Here is a 26,241-nt window from a genome sequence, read left to right on the forward strand (position 1 = left end):
TAACCATACTAGCCAGGATTGTGGGACGGAAATGGATCAATGGAAAAGTGATAAATAGATTCATTAGACACAATAAAGCATTTAAACGTAGTTAAATTCCGAAGTATAGGAGAGGTCGAAGTGTCTACAAACATTCATGTACTTAACTATTCAAAAGTTACTTCTAATGAAACGCTTGAAAAATATATGAGTAATTTTATTAAATATCTCATCAAAAGAAATATAGATAATTTAACAGTGAATTACAATAATGAATTATATTACGAAGAAGTAAAACAGATTATTGATAGATTACCTGTAAGCAATAATTTAATTGATAGCTTAGATTTAACCTTAATCTTAAATAATTGTAATGGTGATGTATTTGCAATTGTTGGTGAAGACTTACCTACAGATAATCCTTGGGGAGATGCTACAGATTTTATAGCGGTTGTAAGCTGCACACTCGAAAAAAACATATGGCATGAGGTTGCTCATCTAATTGGAGCGGATGATCATTATGATAAGAACACTAATGAAGTTTTAGATATTTGTATGGATGATAATTGTATAATGCAATTTGGAAAAGATGAGGGCTTTCTTTGTGCTAGTACAATTTACGAAATAAAATTACACCTGAATAATATAAGCAAAAAAGGTTGAAAATTGTAGAAGGTAAAATAGTTAAGAGTAATACTTAAATATACATTTGAATAATCATTTAACCCATTGTGAGGCTTAGTGGAATTGAACTAGTCTAAAGGTTACGAGTAGTTAATGAATACTTATTAAACACAAAAAAGTGAGTGAAAAAACTTTAAGTTTTAATTAATAATTTTTATAAACTTTAACAACCAATAATCCCCGTATATAGGAGGGGTCGAAATCACACGAATCTCCATCTGTAAACGTCAAGAACACAGTACTAGATATATCTGTTTTTGGAATCTACGAGGTATGTATTTTAAGTTTCGAATTGCTTTAGTGACTGCATTAATTTCGGTGCCTGTGGTCAAGCCCCCGAAAAATAGACATTGGAAAATTCGACGTTTATGAAGCATTTTGGTAATTAAAATAATACATTTTAGGAGAAACGAATCCCATTCTTTTTTGGATTCGTTTTTCATTGTAATAACGAATATATTTCTTTAAATTATGTTGAAAGGAATCAATTGGGCTGTTGGGATAAAAACAAGGAAATTCCGTTTTTAACTGCGAAAAAAAGCTCTCAATAACAGCGTTATCCCAACAGTTTGCCTTCCTTGACATACTTGGTATGAAGTGGAGCTCCTTACTTAGATTGCGATACATGTGAGATCTGTACACACTTCCTTGGTCACTATGGATCAGAACGCCATCCAATGTATCCAGTTTTCGCCTTTTCTGTGCAGCCTTAATGGTGGCTTTTATCAAGTCCTTATTAGGACTTGAACTCAATTCAAAGGCAATTACTTCGCGATTAAATAAATCCATTACCGCAGAGATATACAACTTTTCCTGCCCCATCAAAACCTCTGTCATATCTGTTACCCATTTTTGATTGGGATGAACGGCGTCAAAATCCCTATTTAGTAGATTTTTATAGACATAGCCTGCAGATTGTTCCTTAGATTCATGAGTAGTTTTTGGTTGTCTCACCTTTGCTTTCAAATTGGCCTCATTCATGAGTCGCGCTACTTTTTTGTGGTTTATTATAATGCCCTCTGCTTTTAAAGATCGGGATATTCTTTTGGCTCCATACGTACCCTTGTGAAGGAAATAAATCCTTTTTATCTGTTTTAAATGTTGGCGTTCTTCTCCAGATGTTTGGCGCTTAGGACGTTTAAGAAATGCAAAATAACCACTTGCAGAAACCCCGAGTATACGGCATAAAAGATTGACTGGATAATCCTTTCTCAAATAAGAAATAGCTTCGAATTTCTTGCTTATTCGTTCCCTTTGAGAAAGGCCTGGAACTTTTTTAGGATTTCTATCTCCATCTCTTTTTCTTTTAATTTCTTCTCCAACTCCCGGGTATTCTTTATATCTTTTGACTGAGAAGTCTGCGGGATAGAGCGTGGATTCACAAGACCCTGCTCACCATTATTCTTAAAAGAGATTACCCAACGATTCACTGTATCCCGGTGTAAATCCAGTTCCCTTGCAACTTCAGCCACAGGCCTTTTATTTTCCATCACTTGACGCACTGCTTCCAACTTAGTTTCGACACTATTATGTGATGATTGTTTTTTTCTCATGTTAATTGTCCCCCAAAGAAACTCAGATATGTCGTATCTTCATCATACTCTATATGTCTATTATAAGGGGGTCAACCACTGTCACTCCCCGATTTTTGTCGAAGATTGCTAGGTTGTTAGATAGCTAAATAGTGATAGAATGGAGTTGCAGCTGAATATTGTTGGGTGGCCGGGTTGTCAATCTTCTTTTCCTTCATAGGGGAAGGGGGTGATAATACTGGAAACTTTTCTTGAAATCTTACGAGAAATTCTGAAGGGGATCGTGCGTGAAATTAGTGCATATTTCTTTCGGAAAAACGTACTAGAAAACAGGAAAACCACCCCGCGCCGTAGCAAGCAAAAGGGTGGTTCTCACAAATAATCCACATTGACAACCACCACCCTGACGGTCGAGGCTGCATGGAGAAGTGTTGGTAGCACTTCTCTTTTTTAATATATATCCATTATACACAAAATTATTCCAGTTGAGAAGGGAATCGAGCTTATTCTAGTGTACTGTCACTCCTCAGATTATTGTTTAGGATTGATAGCTTTTGTGATAACTAAACATCTATTTGTTTTCCGTTTTATTTATTTTTTTAAAAGTTTGTGCAGGATTTTGAATTATTTTGTTGAAATTTAGTATAGGAGTACTCATATTTTATTCTTCATCTACAAACCACGAAATTCACTTTTTCAGACTTTATTCCTTTACCTCTCGCAAGTCATTTCTAATTTATCCATGTATTTTTGAAAATAAAGTTACGTGTGGAGGCTGTTTTATGACGGTCAATGTATCAAGTATTGGTTTAAAAGGACTTGAGGGTTATCGGGTTCAGGTGCAAGTGAGGATATCTCCAGGTAAAGAGTCGATGGTAATTGTAGGGTTGCCAGATGCTTCGGTTAAGGAGTCAAGAGAACGGGTGATAGCCGCTCTTAGTCACTTTGGAAAAGATGTGACTGATCAAAAGGTTGTCGTTAATCTTTCACCGCCTGAACAAAAAAAGAATGGACCTTTATTTGATTTAGCGATGGCGATTGCTGCCTTAAAGGAACTAAAGGTTATTAAGGAAGAAATCCGGTTAGATACGGCGTTTTTTGGAACGTTGTCCCTAGATGGAACGATAGAAAGTGCGGAAGGGCTGCTGCCAGCATTAATTGCAGCAAAAGCACTTGGTCTAAAGCAGATTTACATCCCTGATGATCCAACCATACCGATTGACATGCTGCATGGCCTGGAATTTGTTGTTGTAAGCCATATTAAGGAAGTGGTCCAGCGCTTACAAGGACAACAAAGTTTTTCATTTCTTCCTAAACCTAGGACTAGTAAGCAAGCACCGCAATTTTCTGAAGCAGTTCAAAAGGATTTCTGTCACGTTATTGGTCATGAGCAGGTGAAACGAGCATTAGAAATTGCTGCTGCTGGTGAACATAATGTGCTAATGAGCGGTCCGCCAGGCTGTGGAAAAAGCTTGCTAGCTGAAACTTTTCCCTCCATCCTTCCTTCTCTTACAAATCAAGCTCAACTAGAAGTAATGAGTCTTTATCAACTAGCAGGTGAAAAACGAAGTTATTATCAAACCGTTCCGTACAGACATCCTCATCATTCCGCCTCATCCGTGGCAATTATAGGTGGTGGTTCCAGTCCGCGGCCAGGTGAAATCTCACTGGCTCACCAAGGCATATTATTTCTTGATGAAATTGCGGAATTCACCAAAAAGACTCTTGATATGCTAAGACAGCCCCTAGAAACAGGGGAGGTAACCATAAGCAGGGCACACTCTACTGTAACCTACCCATCCTCATTTATCCTCGTTGGTGCAATGAATCCTTGCCCATGTGGTTATTTTGAATCCAATCATCATTACTGCACTTGCTCTGTTAAACAAATTAAAAGCTATCGTAATCGTTTATCGGGACCGATACAGGATCGGATAGATATTCTATTAGCATTAAAGTCGATAAATTTAGATTTGCCCGCAAAGGTTCAAGAATCGTCCACCGAAGTTCGCACTCGGGTTCATCATGCACGCCTGCGCCAATTTGAACGCTATCAGTCAGAAATAACAAATGCTAAAGTTCCGTTTGAAATGATTTCCCAAACTAGCCCGTTAACAAATGAGCAGCAAAGAATGCTTACAAATGTGGCTGTTAAGCAAAACTGGAGCAACCGGGTCCAGATCAAGATCATTCGCTTGGCCAGAACGATTTCAGACTTAGCTGGGGAGGGCAAGATTACGGATCAAGCCATTTGGGAAGCAATGACTTTAAGGCGCTCGGGTGTTTCTAAACCAATCAGTATTGCGAGGGAAACGTAATGGCACGTCCACAAAGAGTTTGGATTAATCATCGTTTTTATCATATTATTTGTCGTGGCAATCGCCGTGATCCTCTTTTTCGAAATGCTTCTGATTTTCAAGCCTTTTTCCATATCCTTCAACAGCTTCATGAGAAAATACCGTTTGAAATAGCCTCTTACTGTTTAATGACTAACCATTATCACCTTCTCATTCGCTCAAAGGACGCTTCTTTTTCAAAGCTTATGGGCTTGATCAACAAGAGCTATGCCAATTATTACAATACCAAGTACCGATTAACGGGACATGTCTATGAAAAACGATTTTACGACAAGATGATAGAAGATAAAGAAGGAATGCTAGAAGTCAGCCGCTATATTCACTTAAACCCTGTAGAAGCCAAAATGGTTAGGAAACCAGAGTATTATCCTTGGAGCAGCTATCATTTGTTTAAGAACCCACAAAAAGTGGCACCGTCATATATAAATATGGATAGTATATTAAATTATTACCTTGGAACAATTGAAGAAAGGAAGGAGAAGTACTGCCAAACTTTACGAATCCGTACCTGTCAATCCCCGAGTTTTATCGAAGATTGATAGGAGAATAGTGCTGATAGGTTTCGTATAATGGTTGAAGTTCACCGAATTGGCCATAACCCTTATCTATTATTGGATAAGGGTGTAAGTGTTTGTTTCTTAGATAAGTCCATGAAAAAACACTGAATTATTTATTTAGCATGTTGATAATAGCTTGAATAGCAGCCCTTTCAAAACTTCTCATATTGGTCATATTCCCCCATGAGTAAGATCAAGCTCTTTTCAATGAAATAATGTTTTATTCATCATCATGGTCATCATCTCCTTTATATCCAATCATTTAATAAAAGCTTGTATACTATTATGTTTGAATGAACTGTATGAAGGACCAAAAAATCGAGCCTTTTATGTAGTATAAGTTCCACTGCACCACCTTTGAAATTCTGTCAAATCCATTTTTCATTGACAGGAAGATAATAGGGGTAAAAATAACTTCAAGTTGGAAGTAATTTAAAAAATTAGGAAAGTTAACATCCCTAAATCTATTTAATAATAAGCGGGACTTTATTCCTGCGGACTAAAGTATACAAGGTTCACTGAAATTTGACAGTTTTTTTGACAAATATCATTCCCTGCATTCGACATGGTTTTCTTTGCCGTTTGGATAGAAACACTTATTTGAAAGGGTGTTCAGCGATTCTAATCAAACGTTAGATTGACATCCATATTTGTTGAAAACTAGCATTCTTTGTAAATGACTAATTTTTATCATAGATTCTGCCATTTCGTGAAAGATTTCCAACTCATTTCTTCGACAATTATTTTCTTGAAATGCTCATGAAGTTCGTTTTTCCAAAAGGGTTTGTCAGGTTTTTAATCAAACGATTGATTGGAATTGACGAAGGGGGAAATAGGTCGAAGTGTGGTATATCCGGGCCAGTCCCTCCCCGCAAAGCCCCAGAAATCGCAAATAAAACCGGATCCCCTCCGGCTGCCCCAATTATGAAAAATGTCCTGTATAAATTTTGAAAGGGCTTTCAAAAATAGGTTATTAGACTCTGTGAACCTCTTGTTATATTGGGTATGATTCCCAGTGTAGGAACGAATATCTAATTCGCATGTTACTGACTCGATCAGGCAGGGCGGCACTTGGTAATGGGGATCTCCCTGTTGCTTAGTGGTGTCCTGCTTTTTTTTGGTCGAGGCTATAGGAACGGCTCTGCTGGCATTCTCCTAAAAATACTGAGAGCCGGAGCACCTTGGAACCTAAGGTTCGTCCCTGATTGTTCAAAATAATAACAGAAGAGGTGGTTAAGTTGGCAAAAAGTAAAGCGTTAAAAGCCGTTGTTTCAGTTTGTTTGGTATCCGGGTTATTGGTTCCATTGGATATTCAAAAAGTAGGGAAAGCAGAGGCAAGTACAAGCTACGAAGTGACTGTGTCTCCCATCCCGAAATCGTTCGAACAAACAGACAACGGATTTCCCTTGAATCCAAAAGTGGAATTGGTTACGGAAGAAGGGACCGATCCTGCTGCGATTGATGAATTGAAGCAAGCCCTGAAGGAAGCAGGTGTAACCACCATTGTGGAAAGTGATATCAAAGACCCTAAGCTCCAGGCACCTGTCATCATTTGGCTGGGGGAGTTCTCGGAGCCTGACGAACTGAAAACCATTCAGCAGCACACCGGCCTTGTGGACTTGGAGATGACGAAAAAAGAAGGGTATATTGTCGCTTCCAAGTACGGGACCCAGGATAAGAAACATATTGTCATCACTGGACATGATGACGCAGGTACCTATTACGGGACACAATCCTTCAAACAAATCATTGTCGAGCGGGAAGGAACGGACTGGATTCCTGAGGTGGAAATTAAGGACTGGCCAACGATGCCGATCAGGGGCTCGATTGAAGGCTTTTATGGTGCACCATGGTCCCATGAGGACCGCTTACGTCAGATAGAATTTTACGGCGAGCATAAGATGAACAGCTATATTTATGCTCCAAAGGATGACCCCTATCACCGCGATAAATGGAAAGAGCCGTACCCGGCAGATAAATTAGCGGATCTTGCCGAACTCGTCCAGGCAGCTCACGATAACCATGTCGATTTTACCTTTGCGATTTCACCGGGGAATACCATCACCTATTCCAGTGAGGCGGACCTGAAGGCTTTGATTGAAAAGGCTCAAGCCATGTGGGATATCGGTGTGAGATCGTTTGCCTTATACCTCGATGATATTGACCCTAGACTCCGTTCTCCTGAAGACAGGGCAATGTTTGGCGGCGATCCAAACCCGCCGGCTGCGGCACAGGCGTATCTATTAAATCGATTCAATGAAGAATTTATTCAAAAACACGACGGGGCAGAGCGTTTGATCACGGTGCCGACCGATTATTATCAGGCAGGCACTACTCCTTACCGGCAACGCTTTGCTAAGCTGGTTCAGCCTGACATTATTGTTCAATGGACAGGAATTGGTGTCGTTGCTCCTACGATCACCTCGGAGGATGCCGATAAAATCCATGGAATTTTTAAACACGATTTACTGATCTGGGATAACTATCCGGTTAATGATTTTGATCGAAACCGGTTATTCCTTGCGCCGCTGACCGGCCGGGATTCGGATTTAACGGTGGAACATGGCGTGATTGGCTTAACGGCCAACCCGATGAATGAGGCCGAGGCTTCGAAAATATCACTGTTTACTGTTGCCGATTATACGTGGAACCCTGAAGCCTATGACCCGGCTGACTCGATGAAGCGGAGCCTGAAGGAATTTGCCCCAGCAGCCTATGAACCTTTAAATCTCCTAGTGGAAGCCTCGTATGCAACGAGTCTCAATAACAACCAGGAGCCGATTACAGAAAGGTTAAAGCCACTGATCCAGCAATTTTGGACGGCAGAGGAAGCCAAGGACAGTCAGGCTGTTTCCGAGGCTGGCGAGGCCCTGTTAAAAGAATTCGGCAAGATGAAGCAGGCCCCTGCCCAGTTGCGGGATCAGGTGGATAATCCGAACTTCTTGAAAGAGGTTGCCGGATATTTAAACAAGCTGGAGCTATTTGGCCAAGCGGGTGAAGCGGCCGTTAACATGGTGCTGGCTCAACAGAGCGGGGATGGTGATGAGGCTGCTGCGGAGCGCTTGGTCCTGCAGCAATCGATGACAGCGATGGCCGAAATCCCGCAGAAGCTGAGTATCGGCGTACTTCCGACCTTCCTGGAGCGGGCGCTTAACGGGAAAAATTTAGCGGAAGGAAAAAATGCCACCGCTTCTTCGAGTGAAGTCAGCTGGCTGACACCGAACCTGGCTGTAGACGGGAACAACAATACCAGATGGGCCTCCTTGTACAGCGATAATCAATGGATCCGTGTCGACCTGGGGCAGGTGTATTCCATTGATAAAGTGAAATTATACTGGGAAGCAGCCTATGGAAAACAATATAAAATTCAGGTATCAACGGACGGCAGCCAGTGGACAGATGTTTACACAGAGCTTAACAGCAACGGAGGAACCGATGAAATTCAGTTCCCTGCCGTCGATGCCCGATATGTTAAAATGCAGGGCATCAAACGATCCAGCAGCTGGGGCTACTCATTGTACGAAATCAGCGTCTTTGAAACACAAAACTAAGATAAGGCAATCAGGTGGGGCGGTTTAAGAACCGTCCCTGCTGGAAGCTATCCTGAGGAGGAGCAAACGGAATGATTTTTTTCAAACATGGAAAGCGGGTGTTTGTGGCCTGTGTTACGGTCGTGCTGTGTTTTCTGTCAGCATTTCCATAGGGAACACCACAGGCATCGGCGGCAGGCACAGGAGACATAGACTTAAATCCGACACCGCAGGAGCAAAAAATATCGGAGGATAAAGGGTTTCCTTTGACACCGGACGTCGGAATTGTGGTAAGCAAGGACACGGATGAACAGGCGATTCATGAGGTTCTTCGGGCATTGGAGGACGCAGACGTCAAACGGATCGTCCGGATCAATGCCGGGGAGAAGGTGACAACTCCTGTTACCATCTGGATTGGCGGACCTTCGGAAAATATGGGTTCAGCCCTTGTCTTAGATCAGATGGGCGTGGAAGGACCTGAAGCATTAAAGGATGAGGGGGATGTACTCGCGTCTAAGCAAAAAGGAAAGAAGCAGATCGTTCTTGCCGGTAAGGACAAGACGGGAACGTATTATGCTGCCAAGACGTTCAAGCACTTGATTCAAGACCGGGAAGGAAGAGACTGGGTTCCAGAGGCAGAAATTCGTGACTGGCCGGAAATGCCGATTCGCGGCTCGATCGAAGGATTTTATGGCCCGCCATGGACTCATGAGGACCGACTCTCCCAGTTAGAATTTTACGGGGAAAATAAACACTGACGGATTTAAATGACTTTATTGTTATATTTTTAAAAAGAAAAAACCCTTGTGTAGCAAGGGTTTTGAAGTATGAAGCATTGCGGGATCGAACCGTTGCCATGTTTCCTATTTCTTAGCTGATTTAAAGGATTCATAAGGTGGTGGCTTGAAAGTCTGGCCTACAAAAGAAACATTTCCTATTGTTTCTGCTTTAATAGTTGTAAATCGACGTATAGCTGTATTCGTAAATGAAAGTCATCAAAATCGATTGAAGTGAGTTCGGCTATTTGATTCAATCTATATTTCAATGTGTTGGTATGAATGTATAGCTGTTCAGCTGTCGGTTTGATCCGGCAATTGTTCAACAGATATATTTCCATTGTTTGAAGGAGTTTGGTTTGGCTTTCCTGGTCCTTCTTTTGAAGAATCTGTAAATCCATATTGATATAATTCGTTTTAGTATGATGGCTGGAGATCATTTCGAGGTAACGGAAAATCCCAAGCTTGCTATATTTGAAAGGAAGCTGTTCAGGTTTACCGATGAACTTCGCTGCATTGATTACTTCCAGTGCTTCGAGATAGGATTTTCTTAATTGAAGAATCGAAGAATACTCATTTCCGATTCCAGGGAATACCTTTTTGTTATTGAATTGGGAAAGAACGGTGTTCGTTAAATCATTGGCGCTATCGGTAAGCAGGTCTTTCCCTTTTCCGTTGCTGCCTATCAAGACTATGATCTTCAATTGGTTTGTGAATACATGGGTAAAATGATTCAATGCATTGGCGAATAGACTGACTTTATCCGTTAATTCATCGAAATGTTCCGCATCGGATTGAGCGATGGAAAAGACATTGACAAGGAAAGTTTCCGGAATGAGAAGATTCATATTGGCTGCTTCCCATTTTATTTGGTTTTCAGTTTGATAGACTTCGTCAATGACCTTTTGATAAAACTCATTTTTTTCTTCATCTTTTTTCATGTTTATCTGTTTTTTCTGATAAAGGAGCTTGCCGATATGATGGGAAACTTCATGTAAAAATTCCAAATCGGAATCAGTCATCATTTCCGTTTCTTGGACCCAAATGAATCCGAAGACCTGTCCTTTGTGAACGGCGCTCACAACGACTCTTTGATTTAAGCCGATTTCCTCGATATGTTTCACCCTAAATGGATGCTCCACGGTTTTAAGCTGTTCGACAATGCCCTCATCCATGAATTTTTCCAGAATTGGAATCGGCCAATGCTTGGTGAAGATGGTTTGCCGATTGGCTTGGTCGAAGTGTTCGATATAATATGAACTATATGCCAGCAATAAAAATTGGTCATTTTCGATGACGACTGGTTTTTTTAAATAAGTGCTGACCATATCCGTTATATCGTTTATGTTTGTGAGAGTCAGAATTTTTTCTAATGACATATATGGCCCCCTGTAGTTTTTTGAAGTGTGTGACAACTTAGTTTAATAATACTTTTAAACCAATGATGTGTATAGGGGCATGAACAAAGAAGGAACAGTATATGAAAAATACCGTTCCTTTTAGGGGGATTATTATTGTTTTAATGTTCTCTCGAATTCCTCGAATTGCTCTTCTACTTCCTTAGATGGCTTCGCTGAAAGAAGACTGACCACTATGATGGCAATCAAGCTTGCGCCAAAACCAGGGATCATTTCATAAAGCGTATCGGATAATCCTGCCATAGACCAGAAAATGACAGTAGCAGCACCAACGATCATTCCTGCTAAAGCACCCCATCTTGTCATTCGTTTCCAGAAGAGACTTAGTAAGACCAATGGACCGAATGAAGAACCGAATCCAGCCCATGCATATCCGACAAGTCCAAGAATCGTGTCATTTTGCTCCCAAGAGAGTATGAGCGCGATGATGGATACGAGCAATACAGAAAGTCTCCCTAGGAAGACAAGCTCTTTATCTGAAGCGGAACGACGGAAGAAGGTTTTATATATATCTTCCGTTAAAGAACTGGCTGTAACCAAAAGCTGTGAAGAAATCGTACTCATGATGGCTGCCAATATAGCTGAAATTAAGAAACCAGTAATAAGTGGGTGGAATAGTATTTCACCTAAAACGATGAAAATGGTTTCAGGATCATCTAACTTCAGGTCGTTCTGAGAAAAATAAGTGATTCCGATGAATCCAGTCAGCATGGCACCGACACTGGAGAAAATCATCCAGCCCATACCGATATTACGGGCTTTCTTGATTTCCTTAACAGAACTGATCGCCATAAAGCGGACAATGATATGCGGTTGTCCAAAATAACCTAGTCCCCATGCAAATAACGAGATGATTCCTAAAAAGCTCGTCCCAGTGAAAATATTTAATAAGGCCGGATCAATGGAACGTGGCGTTTCTATGGAAGGGCCGAAACCGCCAACATGGAAAAGGGTGACGATCGGTACAAGAACCAAGGCGACGACCATAATGATTCCTTGAACAAAGTCTGTCCAGCTTACTGCCAGGAATCCGCCGAATAAAGTATAGGCGACGACAACACCTGTTAAGATCCATAGGCCTGCATGATAATCAAGGTCAAATGTACTTTGGAATAAGACTCCGCCGGAAACCATTCCGGAAGAAACGTAAAAGGTAAAGAATATCAGGATAACCAAAGCTGAAATGAGCCTTAAGATCCGTGAGCCCTCGCCAAAACGATTTTCCAGGAAAGCAGGGATCGTAATGGAGTTATTGGCAACTTCCGTATAGGTTCTCAATCTTGGTGCGACATACAGCCAGTTCGCATAGGCCCCTAACGTCAGGCCGATTACGATCCAGATGGAACTTAGTCCTGTTGCGAACATGGCACCAGGCATCCCCATTAAAAGCCAACCGCTCATATCCGCAGCACCGGCGCTTAATGCAGTGACAGCAGGACCTAGGCCCCGGTCGCCCAGCATATAATCATTTAAATTGGAGGTCCTTTTGTAAGCGAAGTAACCAATGAAAAGCATGCCTGCCATGTAAATGCTAATGGAAATTATTAATGCGTAATCCATAAAAGACTCCCTTCAGGTTGAAATATATAATTTTTTGTTTTAAAAGAGGAAGCAACCTATTTGTCACTTCCTCCATTTAACCTCGTTTTGGTTTTCGTATCTAGAATGGAAGATACGAAAACCAAAGGAGGTTCAAATCATTTTCAATTTGCTTAATGGAACATTATCAGAACGTTTCGGATGTTGTTTTGGCTTGCATATGAAGCTGCAAGTAGTCCGGTCCGCCTGCCTTGGAATCGGTTCCTGACATGTTGAAACCGCCGAATGGCTGATAACCTACGATTGCACCAGTACAGCCACGGTTGAAATACAAGTTCCCCACATGGAATTCTTCACGTGCTTTTTCCATGTTAAGGCGATTTGTCGTAATGACAGCCCCAGTCAAACCATATTCTGTGTTATTGGCAATTTCAAGAGCTTCGTTAAAGTCCTTCGCTTTTGTAAAGGCAACGACTGGTCCGAAGATTTCTTCCTGCATTAGACGGGCTTGCGGATCGACATCAGCGACGATTGTCGGTTGAACGAAGTAGCCTTTAGAGCTATCTCCTTCTCCTCCAGTCAGAATGCGTCCTTCTTGGTTCCCGATTTCAATATAGCTCATGATTTTGTCAAAAGCTGCTTGATCGATGACTGGTCCCATGAAATGATTTTCTACAGGATTACCAACTGTAAGTTGTTTTGTTAATTCAACAGCGCGATCTAAAACTTGATCGTATACATCTTCTACGATGACAGCACGGGAACAAGCAGAACATTTTTGTCCTGAGAAGCCAAATGCAGATTTCACAATCGATTGAGCGGCCAATTCAAGATCTGCCTCTTTGTCGACGACAATCGTATCTTTTCCGCCCATTTCAGCAATGACACGCTTCAGCCAAATTTGGCCATCGTTCACTTCTGAAGCACGTTTGTAAATGCGCAGACCTACATCACGTGAACCGGTGAAGGAAATGAAACGTGTTTTTGGATGATCAACCAGGTAGTCGCCCACCTCGGCCCCGCTTCCTGGAACAAAATTCAACACACCTGCTGGAAGACCGGCTTCATGCATTACTTCAACGAATTTCGCAGCAACAATAGGAGTAGTCGAAGCTGGTTTCAACAGGATTGTGTTACCAGTAACGATAGCAGCAACAGCTGTACCTGCCATGATGGCAAATGGGAAGTTCCAAGGAGAAATGATGATGCCTACCCCTAATGGAATGTAATCATAGCGGTTAAATTCTCCCGGACGGCTTTGAACAGGCACACCATCTTTAAGCGTCAACATTTGGCGGGCATAGAATTCAAGGAAATCAATCGCTTCCGCTGTATCCGCATCAGCCTCATTCCAAGGTTTTCCTGCTTCTTTTGTCAATAACGCAGAGAATTCATGCTTGCGTCTGCGAATGATGGCAGCTGCTTTGAACAAAACGTCAGCACGGATTTCCGGCTTCACTTTTTTCCAGCTTTCAAAAGCGGTAACAGCTTCCTGCATGGCTTTTTCAGCAAGATCCCTATTCGCTTTCGATACTCGACCGATGACCTCTTGCCTATCTGCAGGGTTATATGAAACGATTTTCTCATCAGTCGTCACTTTCTCTGCCCCGATATAGAGAGGATAGTCTTGCCCTAAGTAGCCCTCAACAGTTTGAAGTGCTTCCTGATATGCTTTTTTGTTCTCCTCGTTTGTAAAATCAACAAATGGTTCGTGTTTATATGAAATCATTGATAATCACACCTTTTAATAGATTTTTTGTAGCAATTAATAATGTTGAATGTATATTTAGCTTCTGACCATCCCTTTGAAGGCAAAGGCAATATTGGATGGCCTTTCTGCAAGCCTTCTCATGAAGTATCCATACCAGTCCAGACCATATGGTACATAGACGCGCATTTTGTAACCTTGCTTGACCAATTCGTATTGAGTTTTGTTTCTCATGCCATAAAGCATTTGAAATTCGAATTGTGTATTTGGGATGTCAAACTTCTTAGCCAGCTCTTTTGTATATTCGATGATTTTGTCATCATGTGAAGCAATGGCCGTATAATTTCCGTTAAGAAGACTTTGCTTAATCAACTTTTTATAGTTTTCATCTACATCATTCTTTTCGGGAAAAGCCACCTCGGCAGATTCCTTGTAGGCACCCTTTACGAGACGCAGGAATGGCTTATATTGGCCAAGGTCCTCTAAATCTTTCTCTGTGCGGAATAAATAGGCTTGTAGAACAGTACTTATGCAGCTGTATTTTTCTTTGAACTGCCTAAAGATATCGATTGTTGCCTGACAGCGAACTTCATCTTCCATATCGATTGTGACCATGATTTTATGCTTTTCGGCTGTATCAAGAATTTTCGTCATGTTCTCAATCACGAGATTATGATCGATATCAAGTCCCAAAGATGTCATCTTCAGAGAAACTTGTGAATCAAGTTTTTCCCTGCTGATCATTTCGATGGTTTCGATGCATTCTGCCGTACGTTCCTGAGTAACTTCCTTAGAATCAACGAATTCCCCAAGATGGTCGACTGTAACCGACAAGCCGCTATTATTAAGTTGTTTAATGAATTTAATGGAACTTTGGAAATCAGTTCCCCCAATAATCTTTCCAGCAGCAAAACTTCCTCCGCTTTTTTTAGCAATATTATTAAGCATATTATTTTTAGATAAAAATAAGAAAAAGTCCCTTGTAATGGCTTCCATATAAAGCGCACCCCCTAAGAAGATGTATTTCATAAATTAAGCTTACGGTTAATCGACAATATTCTCAATGTTCTAAAAAAACAATAATTACACCTTGAATTTGTCGGTTATGGACAAATGAAAAGGTTTACATTTGTTCTTGTATGTTCAGATGAAACGAAGGTTTATAGTTTTTTTGGTAAATAGCCAGCGGTACCACATTCACAAGGTTGGTTTAGATGAACCTATTATTATCAAGGGTCTTGGTTTTTTGTCGCTGGCTCTTACACAAAAAAACTCCCACAAAACCTTGAATCAATTTTTACTGAATAAAATGTTTGACAATCTTGTGGATAGTGATAACATAATAATCTGAATACTAATTTCATAAAAAATACCACTAGGGGTGCCTTTTAAGAAGGCTGAGATTAAAGTGAAACTTTAAGACTCTTAGAACCTGATCTGGATCAAACCAGCGTAGGGAAGTGGTGTAACGGGAACTCCTTATGTTTCAATCACGTTCCGATACAACCACTTTCTTCCAACAGAAAGTGGTTTTTTTATTGGAAAAATACGTCCGCTGCCGGCAAACAAGGATGTATTTACAATCAATCTAACAAAGTATTAAATGTATGTTTTTGAAAACGACAATTAAACGTGAAAACTAAGCAATTAATTAAATGGAGGTATCGTATGTCTACATTTACTGAAATTCTACGAGATAAAGCAGCTCCGATATGGGATGCGAATCTAGAACACCCATTTGTTCAAGGAATTGCTAGTGGAAAATTAGATTTACAAAGTTTCCGCTATTACGTATTACAAGATTCCTATTATTTATCACACTTTGCTCGTGTTCAAGCGATTGGTGCTTCGAGAGCAGAAGATTTAAACACTACAGCAAGAATGGCTGCTCATGCGCAAGGCACTTCACAAGCAGAGTTAAGCTTACATGAGAAATTCATCAAACAGCTGCAAGTTACATCAGAGGAGCTTGCAAACTTCCAGCCTGCACCAACGGCTTATGCCTATACTTCCCATCTATATCGCGTTGCAGCATCTGGAAGTTTAGGAGAGATTATCGCCGCTATTCTACCATGCTACTGGATTTATTATGATATCGGTCAGCAGTTAAAAGGGGCGACACCGGATGAACCGATTTATCAGGAATGGATTGCGGCCTATGGTGGAGAATGGTTTGGCGAATTGGTTCAGGAGCAATTGGATCGTCTAGATGAGCTAGCAAAAACCGCTTCCGAAAAAGAAAAAAGTCGAATGATTGATCATTTCTTAATTAGCTGTCAATACGAATACTTATTCTGGGAAATGGCTTATACATTCGAAAAATGGCCCATTGAAGTGAATTCCCAAGAACAACTTAATATTAGCTAATAAGGGAAAGATCATGTTCGCAAAGGGGAATGAGTTCTCCCCTTTGCTAAAAAAGGAGAATGAAACAATGAAAAAAGGGTTAAAGTTAACGGACATTTTAGTAACCATCGTGATATCCATCGCATTTGGGATTGTTTACAAAATTTGGGGACCGCTTTATTACGCAGTAAAACCATTTGGATTACATATTGACCAGCTGATTTACGGAATGTGGTTTATTGCTGCGACCGTTGCGTTCCTAATCATACGTAAAGCTGGTGTGGCATTTCTTGCGGAAGTTGCGGCTTCTTCTGGAGAGTTTCTAATGGGGTCTGAATTTGGACTGGAGGTTCTTTTATATGGTGTTGTGCAGGGGTTATTTGCTGAACTTGTCATAATGGCTTTTAGGTATAAGCGCTATGATTTACTTGTTGTTAGCTTAGCTGGAATTGGTGCGGCTATTGGGTCCATATTTATGGATTACTACAAAGGATATATGGGTGATTTGTCAACATGGAACTTCATGTTGCTCATTGGTTTCAGGTTGATTGGGTCCGTTATCTTTACTGGGTTTATGGCATTTGGCATTGCGAAGGCACTGGAGGCAACAGGAGTTACCAATTTACTTCGTCCTGCTTCCAAAGAAGATTACGACGCCTTAAATCAATAATCAGGGGTGAAGACGTGACAAATATAGCGATGGTCGAACAGCTTAGATTAAAGTTTCCGGGAGACGACAACCTGCTGTTCAAAGATTTATCAATTACCATTAAAAAAGGTGAGAAGGTCTTATTACTCGGACCTTCTGGATGCGGTAAATCAACTCTTTTACAAACACTTTCAGGATTAATTCCAAAGTCTATAGAAGTACCGATCAAGTATAGAAATATTCAATATCCCGAGTCCTGGGGTTACGTGTTCCAGGATCCGGATTCGCAATTTTGTATGCCATATGTCGATGAAGAGCTTGCATTTGTATTAGAAAATCTTAATGTGCCAAGAAGTGAGATGCCTGATAGGATTGAAGAATTATTGTCCGCAGTTGGGTTGCGATTGGACCTATATCATTCTTCTATCCAATCTCTATCTGGAGGCATGAAGCAGCGACTTGCGCTTGCATCAGTATTAGCACTCAATCCTGAATGTTTATTTTTAGATGAACCAACAGCGCTGATTGATGAAGAAGGCACTAAACAAATTTGGGAGAGTGTAAAGAGCGTCGCTAAAGATAAAACGGTCATTATTGTCGAACACAAGATTGATCACATTTTGGATTTTATAGATCGTGTCATTGTTTTTAGCTATGACGGGGTGATCATTGCAGATGATGATGTGAATACCGTGTTTTCCTTTTATCGTAAACAACTACAAGAATATGGTATCTGGTACCCGGGGGTTTGGGATGATTACTTATTGTCTTTCGAATCGAATGCTGGACACGGTTACAACCACTCGCTGATTTTAGAGAACTTTAAGGGTTACCGGAAAAAAGAAATAAAAGTTCAACTTGATAAGGCTTCTGCTCTATCGGGGGAATGGATCGCTGTGGTTGGTGATAATGGAGCAGGAAAAAGTACCTTACTATTATCATTGATGCAGCTTCTGAAAACGTCAGGAACCTATGTATTGAATGGGGAAATTATACAGAATATCAAACAACTCCAAAAGGAAGCTTATTTTGTCTTTCAAAATCCTGAATATCAATTTGTCACAAACTCTGTTTATGAAGAAATCTCCTATTCTCTCACTGTGAAAAAGGAAGAACCCTCGATCATTAAAGAGAGGGTGGATGAGCTATTAGCCATATTTGGATTATCAAAAAAACAGAACCACCATCCCTATCATCTTTCTATAGGGCAAAAACGCCGACTGAGTGTGGCGACTGCATTTGTAGAAAATCCAAAGCTTTTGCTCTTGGATGAGCCTACGTTTGGGCAGGATTCCAAGAATACATTCCATCTGCTTGAGTTGTTAGAGAGGGAACGGCAAAAAGGGTGCATCATTATCATGGTCACGCATGATTCGGAAATCGTTAAGCGTTTCGCGACAAGAGTTTGGGAGATTGATAACGGTAAGGTCGTTAAAGATTGGAAAAACGAACATGTACATCAGGGGAAGGACCAAGTAGCTTATGCACACAACATTTGATTTTAGAGAAACATGGCTTCATAAAATCAATCCAAGTCTGAAGCTCCTGACGATGATTTTCTTGTTTATCCTGGTGATTTTTATTCATAATCTTAATCAGATGATTCTTTTTACAATTGTGACGATGATCCTATTTGTATTTTTTACAGGTCATCCATATAAGCGAATTTTGCTATTCTCGATACCGTTCCTATTTATTTTCATCTCGACGACCACCTCGATGATCTTTTTTGGTAAAGGGGATACTACTATTTTCAGATGGGGTCTCGTCCATGTAACAGAAGAAAGTTTATTTCGAGGAATTCACTTGGGATTCAGGGCTTTAACCTATGCACTGCTGGGCTTAACGTTTGCCCTTACAACAAGGCCCGTGTATTTATTTTATTCGATGATGCAGCAGTTAAAGCTTAATCCAAAATATTCCTATAGTTTTATGGCTGGAATTCGCTTAATGCCGATCATGATCGAAGAATTTCAACATATTCGCAGTGCTCAAAAAGTGAGAGGAGTGAGAACCGGTGCTGGAATGAATGGTCTTTTTCACCTATTCAAAATCACTTCGATTCCATTGCTGTCTCAATGCATCCGGAGAGCTTTTCGTATAGCCGTCGCTATGGAAGCAAAGAGGTTTGATTACTCAAAGGAACGCACATTTTATTACAAAATAGGGTTTTCGAAAGTTGATGTTGTCTTTGTTGGTTATTTTGTTGTACTAACGGGTCTATCGTTTTATCTAGCTCAGGAATTCCCCTTTTTTCCAGTTACAGATGTTCGCGATTAACATATGGGTGCCTGTGGTCAAGCGCCCAAAAAATAGACATCAATAAATTCGATATTTATGATGCATTTTGGTAATTTAAATAATACATTTTAGGAACGAATCCCATTCTATGCTGAATTCGTTTTTCGTTGTATATTTCTGCGGTAATAGATTTATTTAACCGTGAAGTGATTGGCTTTGAAATAAGTTCAAGCCCTAATAAGGAATGGATAAAAGCCACCTTCAAGGCAGCACAGAAAAAGCGAAAATTGGATACATTGGAGGGCGTTCTGATCCATAGCGACCAAGGAAGTGTTTACAGATCACACATGTATCGCAATCTAAGTAAGGAGCTACACTTCATACCAAGTATGTCACAAAAGGCTAACTGTTGGGATAACGCTGTTATTGAAAGCTTTTTTTCGCAGTTATTGTAACATATCAACTTGTGATGCTTGATGAATCGTTCACCTATAAGAATTAGAAAGTACTCCTAGAATCCTAAAATTCCAATTATATATTTGCATAAAAGCCGGGATATTCATCATAAATATGGAAGTGGGACCATATTAAACTAATTTCTACTTTTTTTGACAAAAAGGGACAAAAAAATTTATAAACCATCGAATCGTTTATAGGAAATATTATGGATGACTTTCATCTTAGAGAGAATAGGAGAAGCGGTAATTTTGACTACAGAGATATTTTTAAATGGGGAATTAAAGGTAAGCAGGAAAGAAGCGCATGGAAAAGGCAAGCAACCCAAAAATTTACCAGTTTTCACTTCAAGGATGGAAAAACGGGAATATTACAAGAGCGTAAATCATTTTGATATCCGGAATGTCTTAGATGTTAAAGGATTCTTAAATGATATTCGTGCCAATTGGAATACATATGTAGCACAGGTGAGCCAATGGATTCAAAAAAATCCAGTAAAAAGATTGGTCGTGACGGGAATTTTTACCGTAGTTCTTGGTATTTCTTCGATTACTTCGAGTGCCGCAACAGTGATAGAAGAATATACCTATCAGGTAAGAAGTGGTGAAAAAATTGAAGCGATTGCTGCGAAACATGGGGTAACACCAGAAGGAATATTAAATGCAAATGGCCTAACTTCCATTAACGGAAAGAAAATTCTCTTACCAAAAGTAGAAGATCGAATGGTTACCGCCACTGCACTAAATATTCGATCCCAACCGACCACTGAAAGTAGTATTATCGGAAAATATAAAAAAGGTGATGTGGTTAAGGTTGTATTCGAAGAAGACGGATGGGCTGGCATTTTGATTAAAGGAAGAGTTTGTTTTGTGAGTGCGGATTATCTTACATCAAAACAAGCGGTTGAATCAAGTCCAACTACTAAAACCATGTATGTAACGGCATCATCGTTGAGAGTAAGAGAAGCAGCTTCTCCGAGTAGTGCTATCATTGGCTCTTTGAAATTAAACGATCGTGTGTCCATGATATCCACTTCTAATGGTTGGGCTAAGATTCATTTCAATGGCAAAATAGCATTTGTTAGTCAAACCTATTTAACGAATAACGAACCAAACAAAAACATTAATGATACGTTGAATAACACAGGCACCTATGTGATTAAGAGCGGTGATACTTTTACAAAAATCGGTAAAACATTAGGGTTCTCTGTTTCACAGATTCAAAAACTAAATCCAGGAGTGGAACCAACAAAGATGAAAATTGGACAAACCATCAAAATCCCTTCGACTACTGCACCTACTGTCAATCAAATAATAATAACAGCTCAAATAGGCAAGGTAGATGATAACGGAACGTTTCGATTTATCACGGCTGAAGGTACCACATATGATTCAAAAGCAACGGGAAACATGATTAATGAATTAATTAATCATCAAGGAAAGAAAGCAACACTAACACTAGAAGGAAAAAGGGGTACAAAATTGACTTTAGTATCCATTCAATAAATATCTATGTGCCTGTCACTACCCGGTATTTGTCGAGGATTGATAGTTTTATTGGTGATGCTAGGTACCGTATTAGGAAGATGTTCGCCACTTTAGCCATAAAAGTTATTAGGTCTTTATGCAGATTGTCTCTAAACATTCATATGGGAATGGCTGGTATGGGGTTATTATGAATTCAATTTTGATATCAAAAGTTTCACTTAGTTGGTAAAAAACCTCCGGTGGGAGTTGTGCAATACGCCTATGAAATCATTGGAATTCTTCCCAGCACAGAAAGCGAACTTCATCTTTATGAATCTTCTCAGTAAAGCTTTTTAAGTCTATAACTTGTATGTCCTTGGCCAGAAATCAGACGGACATCCCATCCATTAGTTTTTACTAATTTGTTGAATATTAAAAATTATCAGTTAAAAACGGTTGCCTTCAAGGAAAATAATGGTTACTATATACTTAGAAATTACATAGTGAATCACATGTTACTAATGCGATTAGGCATGGTGGTAAATGAGGGAATGTATCCATTCCTCAATTTCCACCATGCCTTTTTTATGTGATCACCTGTAAAACTTTCATATTTAAAGGAGGTGGATCGATTCAAGTAAGATTATTAACAACCAAGTGGATGACATAAATAGTAAATAAGTTCATAACGATGGAGGGATAATTATAGTAATGAAAAAAATTTATAATTTATTATTCAGTTTGCTATTGATATTTAGTTTGATTCCTTTCTCTACTGCCTCGGCAGAAACCCCTGATGCCTCAAAGGACTTAAAAACACTAGTAAGTGAATTAATCTATTATTATGGACAAGATGCACGTACAGATGTCCAAAGAACTCTTGAACTGATTGAAGAACAATCTCTGGAAGATTATAAGTTATGGAATTCGGTCATTGATTATTGGGATTGGATCGAGATTGATATGGAAGAAAATATAGATGTGGCTCCCGACGGTCTTCCAAAAGATAATACGCATGCCTTTATTGTTTTAGGGTTTGCTTTAAATAGCGACGGTACAATGACAGATGAATTAGTTGGTAGATTACAAGTTGCCCTAAATAGTGCAAACAAATACCCTAACTCTTATGTCTTAGTAACTGGCGGAGTAATGAAAAACGGTTGGACAGAAGGCGATCGTATGCGTGATTGGCTATTGGCTAACGGACTTCCGATAGAAAGAATCATTGTAGAAAACAAAAGTGCAAATACCGTTCAAAATGCATCGTTCAGCTATGATATTTTGTACAACGACTATAATATAAAAACCGCTTCTATTATAAGCAGCCAATATCATTTAAAAAGGGCAAGTATATTCTATTACACCATGTCACTTTTGAAAGCGAAAGAACTTGGCAAAGCTCCGATTGAGTTTCTAGGACAAGGTAATGCAGGCTGGTATCGAGCAGATAAAACAGAAGAACCAATGACCCTAAAAGTCAGTGGAATGTCCTCCATTGCAGGTGTACCAAGAGCTAGCAATCTCCCTATTTCCAAACTGGAAAATTTGGCTATTGAAGGGGACTTAGAATACTACGCAGGTGAAGAATTAAATTTAACGGTTAATGCACAATATGATAGTCAGTATGTCCGTGACGTTACAGAACTTGCGGATATTACGGGATTCGATTCAAGTAAAATCGGAGACCAAGAACTTGTAATCACTTATGAAGAAAAGGGCATAAAACTAACGGAAAACATCGTGGTTAGTGTTGAAGTAAACAAATCCGCACTAGAAAAAGCAGTTGCGGATGCCGAGAAAAAAGTAAAGTCTGACTACACAGGACAGAATTGGAAAGATTTTTCAACTGCACTAAGTCTTGCTAAGCAAGTATTAGGAAATAATGAAGCGACACAAGAAGAAGTAGATGCAGCTCTCCATTCCTTAATGAAAGCAACGGAAAACCTTGTAAAAAAACCAGTAGTAGTAGAAGTAGATAAATCCGCGCTGGAAAATGCAGTGACCGATGCTAATAAGAAACAAGCATCAAAATATACTGCTGCCAGCTGGACGGCCTTTAAAAAGGCATTAGCATCAGCGAAAGCGGTACTTGCAAATCCAACTTCATCTCAAGCAGAAGTAGATACAGCTATTAACGATTTAAATGTTGCAAGTTCCAAGTTAGTATTCGCTACGGTTCCAAAGCCTCACAGGGAACGCATAAGCCACCAAATACAGCAGTAAATATGTAGAAGTACCTGTTAATTGGCTCATTATTGGTTGCAGTTGGGGCAATGCTCTATATTTATAGAAGAAAAGCGAATCTTGATGCATCAAGGTTATAATGGGAGTAAAATGAAAAAGGCTATTTTTTTAAAATAGTCGACAAGCTACTTAAATAAAATTTTCATGATAAAAGGCTAAACCAAAAAATTGGTTTAGCCTTTGTTGTGAGGTTAGCGCTGCTTGTCCGGATATTGCCAAACGCCGGTGGCTCTCATTAAGTCGCGGTAAATGACCATTGTTTCGTCTTTGGTTACGTTGTGGGCTTCTTCAATCGATGGGTAATCCAAGTAAACCACATTCGTGAATGCCCGGTCGCTGTTTTTTGCTTTCATTTTATCGTAAAAATCGCTTGCTTCCGTAAAGATGGTGAGTGCGCGTCTCATATGGCTGGCGCTTGTCACGAGCGTGACATCCTTCAGACCTTCTTTTTCAAGGATTGCTGTAGTGAATAGGGCATTTTCAACGGTGTCTGTTGATTTATCTTCTGTCAAAATTCTTCCTTCCGCTATACCGTTAGACATGAGCCACTCCTTCATCAATTTTGCTTCCGTATTGCCTTGCTTCGGCACGCCGCCGGTCACAATGATTTTGGAATTTGGATTCTTGTTGGCTGCGGCTAGGCCGACCTTTAACCGTTCAATTAGTGGTTCTCTCATCGTTCCATCATCCGCAAGTGCATATCCCAGAATGACTAAGGCATGCTTGCTCTGCGGCAGGTTATCCGGCACCTCTGTGTTTAAGGTGGTCTTCATAATCGTTTCTGTAGTGGCAAATTTTTCAAGGTATTCATTGGTTTTATGGGCGTCGAGCCGTTTTAAGTTGGCAATGGCCGTTTTATACGCTTTCTCATCCCCATTTACTTTGGAATAAACCCCGTATAGCAAATGTGCATTATAGTTGTCAGGATCCAAATTCAGAATTTGCTGGTAGGTCGCTAATGCTTCCGGGATTTTCTTCTGGATGATTTGTGTGGATGCCAGCGAGATTTTGAGATCCACATCATGAGGGTCCAGTTTGACGGCCTCATTATACGCCGCTTCGACTACATCATATTTGCCTTTTAGGGTAATGCCTTTAAAAATTTCTTCCTCCGCTTGCTTGAGGTCACCGCCATGCCAGTAATAGTACATCGCGATATCTTCTAGTTGATTTATTCGATAAGAGGTAGGTTCATCTGTTTTAATGGGGGTAATAACCGGATTCGGGTTGGTTTCCTCCGCCTCTTTGAAAGCAGGTGCCGCAAAAGCGGATGATAGTGTGATGGTCCCGGCTAAAGCAAGGGCCAATCCCCATTTGCTTTTCCATTTATTCATAGTATCTCTCCTATATTTTTAGTTGCCGTTAAGATAAGGTGCGGACCGTTCTAATTCAAGGTCCACAATGATTGGCAGGTGATCGGAATAGGTCGATTGTAAAACCTGTTGACCGGAAAACTTCACTCCTTCGCTAACGAAAATATAATCAATTCGTTTTGAAGGGGTTTTAACCGGAAAGGTATTGGCATTATCTGCATCTTGAAAAACATCAACAAGATTGCCGCCAGTACGCAGTAATTCCACTTCTTCCACACCTGGTTCAGCGTTTAAATCACCCATGAGGATGGCCGGGGTTTCTTTTTTCGAAAGAATATCATTGATTTCATTCACTTGTGCCAATCTTTGCGGTACATCCAACCCCAAATGGGTATTGTAAACCCGAACATGATTTCCTTTTACATTAACAGTCGCTTCCAGTAAGCCACGCTGCTCTTTTCCAAAGCTTGATAAAAGGTAATTCTGAGATTGGATAATCGGATATTTGCTCATGATGGCCGTCCCATATTGGCGGCGATCCTGTCCCTCTACAGCAGGGTTAAGGTCAAGATTGGCTCCATACACATAATGATACCCAAGCATTTCGGCGAGCACTTTGGCTTGATCCTCGAAATTGCTGCGTGCGCCATAATGCCTATCCACTTCTTGGATTCCAACTACGTCAGCCTGTTTCTCGGTAATCAAGTCAGCAATTCTTTGAAGATTAAGGACATTATCGACTCCTACTCCATGATGGATATTGTACGACATTACCTTCAAGTTAACCTCGTTGCCCCTTGGAAACTCAGATACAGATGCTTGTGCCGGAATGCTGCTAACGGTTAGGAACGCTAGCACGATGGCGGCAATAAAACTTGTGATTATTTTCCTCACTTTTGTAATCACCTTTACTAAGTATTTTGAACCACTGTCACTGTTAATTGGAACCTGCTCTGCGATGCCTCCTTTCTGGGTAAATTCTCTAGGTGGATATCTCGGTGGAGTATATTGAAAAAGCATAAAGCTTGTCCAAGCGTAGTATAAGAAAAGAAGAAACAACAAAAAGGCAGGGGAACACAATGAAAAGGCCAATCCTTTTCATACGTGCCGCCCTGCCTGATCGAATCAGTAACATGCGCATAATAATATTCACAGAAAATTATAACTATTAATAAAAGCCTTTTAAAGAGGTAAAAGGCCTATTTTAAATATCGGTGCCTGTCACTCCTCGGTTTTTGTCGAAGATTGATAGGTTGTTAGATAGCTAATCAGTGATAGAATGGAGTTGCAGCTGAATATTGTTGGTGTTTCTGGCAATTAACTGATGTATGTTTTGGCAGTATGTTTATAAATCTTTATAGATTATTACTTAAGGGTAAGCCTGTATAAACACTTATATTTATGCACATTTGTGAAGCGATGCTTACTGCACTAACGAAGCAGGTT

General features: G+C 40.1%; 20 protein-coding genes and 1 riboswitch. Of the genes, 12 read left to right on the forward strand and 8 right to left on the reverse strand.

Going from position 1 to position 26,241, the window contains the following annotated elements; all coding sequences use genetic code 11:
* Nucleotides 1–120: 120 nt before the first annotated feature.
* The gene (locus CHI06_RS18940) at nt 121–642 is read left to right on the forward strand and encodes a hypothetical protein (RefSeq protein ID WP_095250179.1); all 522 of its coding nucleotides are present in this window, start codon (nt 121–123) and stop codon (nt 640–642) included.
* A 387-nt stretch (nt 643–1,029) separates the two neighbouring features.
* Here the strand turns inward: CHI06_RS18940 and CHI06_RS18945 are convergent, their stop codons facing one another.
* Both CHI06_RS18945 and CHI06_RS18950 read right to left on the reverse strand, forming a co-directional pair.
* Nucleotides 1,030–1,878 carry an IS3 family transposase gene (locus tag CHI06_RS18945; RefSeq protein WP_095250180.1) on the reverse strand — a complete coding sequence of 283 codons (849 nt, stop codon included), beginning with the start codon at nt 1,876–1,878 and terminating at the stop codon, nt 1,030–1,032.
* A gap of 26 nt (nt 1,879–1,904) precedes the next feature.
* Nucleotides 1,905–2,216: a helix-turn-helix domain-containing protein gene (locus CHI06_RS18950; protein ID WP_095250181.1), complete on the reverse strand. Its 312-nt coding sequence runs from the start codon at nt 2,214–2,216 to the stop codon at nt 1,905–1,907.
* Nucleotides 2,217–2,977: 761 nt separating this feature from the next.
* Here CHI06_RS18950 and CHI06_RS18960 point away from each other — a divergent pair.
* The 4 genes from CHI06_RS18960 to CHI06_RS18975 all read left to right on the forward strand — a co-directional run bounded on the left by CHI06_RS18960 (nt 2,978) and on the right by CHI06_RS18975 (nt 9,397).
* Entirely contained in the window at nt 2,978–4,513 is a 1,536-nt protein-coding gene (locus tag CHI06_RS18960; protein WP_095250182.1) for a YifB family Mg chelatase-like AAA ATPase, read from the forward strand.
* Nucleotides 4,513–5,091, forward strand: coding sequence for an REP-associated tyrosine transposase (locus CHI06_RS18965; RefSeq protein ID WP_095250183.1), 579 nt, complete (start codon nt 4,513–4,515; stop codon nt 5,089–5,091). The genes CHI06_RS18960 and CHI06_RS18965 overlap by 1 nt, the downstream gene beginning before the upstream one ends.
* Before the next feature lie 1,256 nt (nt 5,092–6,347).
* Entirely contained in the window at nt 6,348–8,660 is a 2,313-nt protein-coding gene (locus CHI06_RS18970) for a beta-N-acetylglucosaminidase domain-containing protein (RefSeq protein WP_179292688.1), read from the forward strand.
* 188 nt (nt 8,661–8,848) lie between these two features.
* Nucleotides 8,849–9,397, forward strand: a complete 549-nt coding sequence (locus tag CHI06_RS18975; RefSeq protein WP_095250185.1) for a glycoside hydrolase family 20 zincin-like fold domain-containing protein — start codon at nt 8,849–8,851, stop codon at nt 9,395–9,397.
* Between the two features lie 176 nt (nt 9,398–9,573).
* On the opposite strand, the gene CHI06_RS18980 is transcribed toward CHI06_RS18975, so the two are convergent.
* The 4 genes from CHI06_RS18980 to CHI06_RS18995 form a co-directional block, all read right to left on the reverse strand.
* On the reverse strand, nt 9,574–10,794 hold the full coding sequence (locus CHI06_RS18980) for a PucR family transcriptional regulator (protein WP_095250186.1): 1,221 nt from the start codon (nt 10,792–10,794) through the stop codon (nt 9,574–9,576).
* A gap of 132 nt (nt 10,795–10,926) precedes the next feature.
* Nucleotides 10,927–12,393: a sodium/proline symporter PutP gene (gene putP, locus CHI06_RS18985; RefSeq protein WP_095250187.1), complete on the reverse strand. Its 1,467-nt coding sequence runs from the start codon at nt 12,391–12,393 to the stop codon at nt 10,927–10,929.
* A 166-nt stretch (nt 12,394–12,559) separates the two neighbouring features.
* Nucleotides 12,560–14,101 carry an L-glutamate gamma-semialdehyde dehydrogenase gene (pruA, locus tag CHI06_RS18990; RefSeq protein WP_095250188.1) on the reverse strand — a complete coding sequence of 514 codons (1,542 nt, stop codon included), beginning with the start codon at nt 14,099–14,101 and terminating at the stop codon, nt 12,560–12,562.
* A 57-nt stretch (nt 14,102–14,158) separates the two neighbouring features.
* On the reverse strand, nt 14,159–15,076 hold the full coding sequence (locus CHI06_RS18995) for a proline dehydrogenase family protein (protein WP_095250189.1): 918 nt from the start codon (nt 15,074–15,076) through the stop codon (nt 14,159–14,161).
* A gap of 371 nt (nt 15,077–15,447) precedes the next feature.
* A riboswitch (TPP riboswitch) is annotated at nt 15,448–15,556 on the forward strand.
* A 192-nt stretch (nt 15,557–15,748) separates the two neighbouring features.
* Between CHI06_RS18995 and tenA the strand changes: the two genes are divergently transcribed.
* The 7 genes from tenA (at nt 15,749) to CHI06_RS19035 (ending at nt 23,461) form a co-directional block, all read left to right on the forward strand.
* The gene (gene tenA / locus CHI06_RS19005) at nt 15,749–16,447 is read left to right on the forward strand and encodes a thiaminase II (RefSeq protein WP_095250191.1); all 699 of its coding nucleotides are present in this window, start codon (nt 15,749–15,751) and stop codon (nt 16,445–16,447) included.
* Nucleotides 16,448–16,514: 67 nt separating this feature from the next.
* The gene (locus tag CHI06_RS19010) at nt 16,515–17,096 is read left to right on the forward strand and encodes an ECF transporter S component (protein ID WP_095250202.1); all 582 of its coding nucleotides are present in this window, start codon (nt 16,515–16,517) and stop codon (nt 17,094–17,096) included.
* A 14-nt stretch (nt 17,097–17,110) separates the two neighbouring features.
* Nucleotides 17,111–18,574 (forward strand): ABC transporter ATP-binding protein, encoded by a 1,464-nt coding sequence (locus CHI06_RS19015; RefSeq protein ID WP_095250192.1) that lies wholly within the window; start codon nt 17,111–17,113, stop codon nt 18,572–18,574.
* Complete coding sequence (locus CHI06_RS19020) at nt 18,558–19,355, forward strand: energy-coupling factor transporter transmembrane component T family protein (RefSeq protein ID WP_095250193.1); 798 nt, start codon at nt 18,558–18,560, stop codon at nt 19,353–19,355. The genes CHI06_RS19015 and CHI06_RS19020 overlap by 17 nt, the downstream gene beginning before the upstream one ends.
* Nucleotides 19,356–19,483: 128 nt before the next feature.
* The gene (locus CHI06_RS31125; protein ID WP_165979155.1) at nt 19,484–19,771 is read left to right on the forward strand and encodes a DDE-type integrase/transposase/recombinase; all 288 of its coding nucleotides are present in this window, start codon (nt 19,484–19,486) and stop codon (nt 19,769–19,771) included.
* A gap of 213 nt (nt 19,772–19,984) precedes the next feature.
* Nucleotides 19,985–21,277 (forward strand): SH3 domain-containing protein, encoded by a 1,293-nt coding sequence (locus CHI06_RS19030; RefSeq protein ID WP_095250195.1) that lies wholly within the window; start codon nt 19,985–19,987, stop codon nt 21,275–21,277.
* Nucleotides 21,278–21,949: 672 nt separating this feature from the next.
* Nucleotides 21,950–23,461 carry an ElyC/SanA/YdcF family protein gene (locus tag CHI06_RS19035; RefSeq protein WP_095250196.1) on the forward strand — a complete coding sequence of 504 codons (1,512 nt, stop codon included), beginning with the start codon at nt 21,950–21,952 and terminating at the stop codon, nt 23,459–23,461.
* A gap of 212 nt (nt 23,462–23,673) precedes the next feature.
* Here the strand turns inward: CHI06_RS19035 and CHI06_RS19040 are convergent, their stop codons facing one another.
* Both CHI06_RS19040 and CHI06_RS19045 read right to left on the reverse strand, forming a co-directional pair.
* The gene (locus CHI06_RS19040) at nt 23,674–24,816 is read right to left on the reverse strand and encodes a YdcF family protein (protein WP_095250197.1); all 1,143 of its coding nucleotides are present in this window, start codon (nt 24,814–24,816) and stop codon (nt 23,674–23,676) included.
* A gap of 18 nt (nt 24,817–24,834) precedes the next feature.
* Nucleotides 24,835–25,689: an endonuclease/exonuclease/phosphatase family protein gene (locus tag CHI06_RS19045; RefSeq protein ID WP_257009366.1), complete on the reverse strand. Its 855-nt coding sequence runs from the start codon at nt 25,687–25,689 to the stop codon at nt 24,835–24,837.
* Nucleotides 25,690–26,241: the final 552 nt, after the last annotated feature.

The organism is Bacillus sp. 7884-1, assembly GCF_002272245.1.
Lineage (GTDB): Bacteria > Bacillota > Bacilli > Bacillales > Cytobacillaceae > Neobacillus.

Bases quoted from the DNA above. Each gene is read 5' to 3' on its own strand.
- CHI06_RS18950 (WP_095250181.1), bottom strand. From the start codon at position 2,216: ATGAGAAAAAAACAATCATCACATAATAGTGTCGAAACTAAGTTGGAA.
- CHI06_RS18960 (WP_095250182.1), top strand. From the start codon at position 2,978: ATGACGGTCAATGTATCAAGTATTGGTTTAAAAGGACTTGAGGGTTAT.
- CHI06_RS18965 (WP_095250183.1), top strand. From the start codon at position 4,513: ATGGCACGTCCACAAAGAGTTTGGATTAATCATCGTTTTTATCATATT.
- CHI06_RS18980 (WP_095250186.1), bottom strand. From the start codon at position 10,794: ATGTCATTAGAAAAAATTCTGACTCTCACAAACATAAACGATATAACG.
- putP (WP_095250187.1), bottom strand. From the start codon at position 12,393: ATGGATTACGCATTAATAATTTCCATTAGCATTTACATGGCAGGCATG.
- pruA (WP_095250188.1), bottom strand. From the start codon at position 14,101: ATGATTTCATATAAACACGAACCATTTGTTGATTTTACAAACGAGGAG.
- CHI06_RS18995 (WP_095250189.1), bottom strand. From the start codon at position 15,076: ATGGAAGCCATTACAAGGGACTTTTTCTTATTTTTATCTAAAAATAAT.
- tenA (WP_095250191.1), top strand. From the start codon at position 15,749: ATGTCTACATTTACTGAAATTCTACGAGATAAAGCAGCTCCGATATGG.
- CHI06_RS19010 (WP_095250202.1), top strand. From the start codon at position 16,515: ATGAAAAAAGGGTTAAAGTTAACGGACATTTTAGTAACCATCGTGATA.
- CHI06_RS19020 (WP_095250193.1), top strand. From the start codon at position 18,558: ATGCACACAACATTTGATTTTAGAGAAACATGGCTTCATAAAATCAAT.
- CHI06_RS19030 (WP_095250195.1), top strand. From the start codon at position 19,985: ATGACTTTCATCTTAGAGAGAATAGGAGAAGCGGTAATTTTGACTACA.
- CHI06_RS19035 (WP_095250196.1), top strand. From the start codon at position 21,950: ATGAAAAAAATTTATAATTTATTATTCAGTTTGCTATTGATATTTAGT.
- CHI06_RS19040 (WP_095250197.1), bottom strand. From the start codon at position 24,816: ATGAATAAATGGAAAAGCAAATGGGGATTGGCCCTTGCTTTAGCCGGG.